Source organism: Streptomyces sp. NPDC058877, from assembly GCF_042742855.1.
In the GTDB taxonomy this organism is placed as follows: domain Bacteria; phylum Actinomycetota; class Actinomycetes; order Streptomycetales; family Streptomycetaceae; genus Streptomyces.
The window spans coordinates 1-3,347 of the sequence record NZ_JBHYMF010000343.1 but is presented as its reverse complement, the minus strand read 5'-3'; the positions used below and the strand labels follow the sequence as shown (position 1 = coordinate 3,347).

The following is a 3,347-nucleotide window of genomic DNA, read 5'->3' as shown; positions in this document are numbered from 1 at the left end:
GGACGGGGGCGCCCCTTCGTGCTTCCGGCCGGAGCCGCCCCGGTCCCGCCCGCACGCGGCCGGGGCCCCGGAAGGGCCCTGCGGGGGCCACCGGGCCCTCCGCGCGCGGCACGGCCCCTCCCCGGGCCTCCGGACGGACGGGAGGACGGGGAGGGGCCGGAGAGCAGGACGGGCCGGTGCGGGGGCGTACCCGCATGAGGCCTACGGCTCGAACTTGTAGCCGAGGCCCCGGACCGTCACCAAGTACCGCGGGGCGCCCGGGTCCGGTTCGATCTTGGCCCGGAGGCGCTTGACGTGGACGTCGAGGGTCTTGGTGTCGCCGACGTAGTCCGCGCCCCACACCCGGTCGATGAGCTGCATGCGGGTCAGCACCCGGCCCGCGTTGCGCAGCAACATCTCCAGGAGGTCGAACTCCTTCAACGGCAGGTCGACCTTCCCGCCGGAGACGGTCACCACGTGGCGGTCGACGTCCATGCGGACCGGGCCGGCCTCCAGGGCCGCCGGGGTGACCTCCTCCGGCTCTCCGCGGCGGCGCAGCACCGCGCGGATGCGGGCGACGAGCTCCCGCGAGGAGAAGGGCTTCGTCACGTAGTCGTCCGCCCCTATCTCCAGGCCGACGACCTTGTCGATCTCGCTGTCCTTGGCGGTCACCATGATCACCGGGACGTTCGATCGGCCGCGCAGCTGGCGGCACACTTCGGTACCGGGCAGACCCGGAAGCATCAGGTCGAGGAGGACGAGGTCGGCTCCGTTGCGCTCGAACTCGTCGAGGCCGTCGGGCCCGGTCGCCGCGACGGCGACCTCGAAGCCCTCCTTGCGGAGCATGTACGACAGGGCGTCGCTGAAGGATTCCTCATCCTCGACGACGAGCACTCGGGTCACGGAAGGACCTCCGGGGCGGGAAGCGGTTCGGTCATGGGATCGGGGGTGGGAGAGGAGGCGGACCGGCGGTCCCGTACGGCGCCCGCCTCGGGCAGCCGCAGGGTGAAGGTGGAGCCCTGGCCTTCGGTGCTCCACACGGTGACCTCGCCGCCGTGCGAGGCGGCCACGTGCTTGACGATGGCCAGCCCCAGCCCCGTACCGCCGGTGGCACGGGAGCGGGCCGGGTCGACCCGGTAGAAGCGCTCGAAGATCCGCTCGCGGTCCTTCTCCGAAATGCCGATGCCCTGGTCGGTCACGGCTATTTCGATGAGGTCCCCACCGGGCGCCGCGACGTGGCGGGCGGCGATGCCCACCCGGGTGCGGGCCGGCGAATAGTTGACGGCGTTCTCGACGAGGTTGCCGAGGGCCGCGGCCAGCTGGCCCCGGCTTCCCCACACGTAGAGGTCGGGGGCCCCGCCGGAGACCATGGTGATCTGCTTGGTGGAGGCGGGCTGCCGGGAGCGGTCGATCGCCTCGGCGACCAGCTCGTCCACGGACACCGGCTCGGAGTCCTCCAGCGGGTCGTCGTTCTGCACCCGGGAGAGGTCGATGAGCTCCTGCACGAGGTTGGTGAGGCGGGTCGCCTCGATCTGCATCCGACCGGCGAAGCGGGTGACCGCCTCGGGGTCGTCGGAGGCGTCCATGACCGCCTCGGAGAGCAGGGAGAGCGCGCCGACGGGAGTCTTGAGCTCATGGCTCACGTTGGCGACGAAGTCCCGTCGCACCGCTTCGATGCGCCGGGCCTCCGTGAGGTCCTCGACCAGGAGCAGCACCAGGCGCGAGCCCAGCGGGGCGACCCGGGCGGAGACGGCGAGGGCCTCACCGCGTCCGGTGCCGCGCCGCGGCAGGTCCAGCTCGACCTGCCGTATCTCCCCGTCCCTGCGGGTGTCGCGGGCCATGTTCAGCATGGGTTCGACGGCCAGTTTGCCGCCACGGACCAGGCCGAGCGCGTACGCCGCAGAGCTGGCCTTCACCACGGAGTCGCTCTCGTCGAGGACCACCGCGGAGGAGCGCAGCACGGACAGCACGGTGTCGACGCCGGGCGGGAGCACCGCGTCGGTGTGCAGTGACGTACGGGTGGGGCGTGCCTGGTCGCGTTCGCTCCAGCGGAACGCCAGCATGGCGATCACGCCGGTGCACACTCCGGCGATCGCTGCCAATGCGGCGACCGCCGCGTTCACGTCCATGTCTCCCAGGTTATGCGGGGTCGAGGACACTCTCCCAGCCGTCCGAGCGGCTCCTCGAACACTCGTCGCCCAGAGTTCACCGAGGAGATGTGACCGATTCATTTGCCCCGGCGGCGAGAGTGGCGTGCGTCGCCCAGAGTTCACCTAGGGGAAAGTGACGATTCACATCAGGGGACAGAACCGGACGCGTAGGGGGCCGAACGTGGGACCGTGGGGGTCCGAGCCCCACCGGGACCCCGGAGCTTTGCGTAGAGGTAGAGAGGGACATCCATGCGGGACGCGTACCACGAGGAACTGGACTCGATCGGCGAGGGCCTGGTCGAGATGGCCCGCCTCGTCGGATCGGCGATCGGGCGCGCCACCACGGCGATGCTCGACGCGGACCTCAAGCTCGCCGAGAGCGTGATCGCGGCGGACCAGAAGGTCGACGACCTCCAGCACGACCTGGAGGCGCGGGCGATAGCGCTGCTCGCCCGGCAGCAGCCGGTGGCGACGGACCTGCGGATCGTGGTCACCTCGCTGCGGATGAGCGCCGACCTGGAGCGCTCCGGCGACCTGGCGCAGCACGTGGCGAAGCTGGCCCGCCTCCGGTTCCCGGAGACGGCGGTGCCGCGCGACCTGCACGCCACCATCCTGGAGATGGGACAGCTGGCGCAGCGTCTGATGGCGAAGGCCGCGGAGGTCATCATCACCAAGGACGTCGACCTGGCGCTCCAGCTGGAGCAGGACGACGACGAGATGGACCTGCTGCACCGGACGCTCTTCCAGCACCTGATGGACGACCGCTGGAAGCACGGCATCGAGACGGCCGTGGACGTGACGCTGCTCGGCCGGTACTACGAGCGGTTCGCGGACCACGCGGTGTCGGTGGCGAAGCGGGTCGTGTACCTGGTGACGGGGGAGCACGCGGACGAGCTGCAGTCGGCGGACGTTCCGGTGGAGGGCGCATAGGGCGAAGGAGGGCGCACGGGTGCACGGGACTCCCGTGCGCCGTTGATGCGCCGGTCCGGTGGGGCATGCAATGGGGGGAGGCGACGCTCGCCTCGAAAGGGAGGGACCCCATGGCCGAATCCCCCATGTCGACCGACTCCACGCCCGAAGCGCCGCGCGAGGCGCCGCTCCTGCCCGTCCTCGGCGCCTGCGGGTGCGGATCGGGCTGTGGCTGCGGCTGCCAGTCGGGCGGGCCGTGCCAGTGCGGGGGCTGCTCGGGCTGACCGGTGGGGGGGTGGGGTGCGACGG

General features: G+C 71.6%; 4 protein-coding genes. 2 read left to right on the top strand and 2 right to left on the bottom strand.

Features of this window, described 5'->3' with window-relative positions:
- Positions 1–201: 201 nt before the first annotated feature.
- Both ACFW2Y_RS35210 and ACFW2Y_RS35205 read right to left on the bottom strand, forming a co-directional pair.
- A complete protein-coding gene (locus ACFW2Y_RS35210; protein WP_017242433.1) occupies positions 202–882 on the bottom strand; it encodes a response regulator transcription factor in 681 nt (226 codons plus the stop codon).
- The gene (locus ACFW2Y_RS35205) at positions 879–2,108 is read right to left on the bottom strand and encodes a sensor histidine kinase (protein WP_384887654.1); all 1,230 of its coding nucleotides are present in this window, start codon (positions 2,106–2,108) and stop codon (positions 879–881) included. Before ACFW2Y_RS35205 ends, ACFW2Y_RS35210 begins: the two co-directional genes overlap by 4 nt.
- Before the next feature lie 270 nt (positions 2,109–2,378).
- Between ACFW2Y_RS35205 and phoU the strand changes: the two genes are divergently transcribed.
- Together phoU and ACFW2Y_RS35195 are read left to right on the top strand one after the other, a co-directional pair.
- Positions 2,379–3,059: a phosphate signaling complex protein PhoU gene (gene phoU / locus ACFW2Y_RS35200; protein WP_384887652.1), complete on the top strand. Its 681-nt coding sequence runs from the start codon at positions 2,379–2,381 to the stop codon at positions 3,057–3,059.
- 110 nt (positions 3,060–3,169) lie between these two features.
- Entirely contained in the window at positions 3,170–3,322 is a 153-nt protein-coding gene (locus ACFW2Y_RS35195) for a hypothetical protein (RefSeq protein ID WP_384887650.1), read from the top strand.
- The last annotated feature ends 25 nt before the right edge of the window (positions 3,323–3,347 follow it).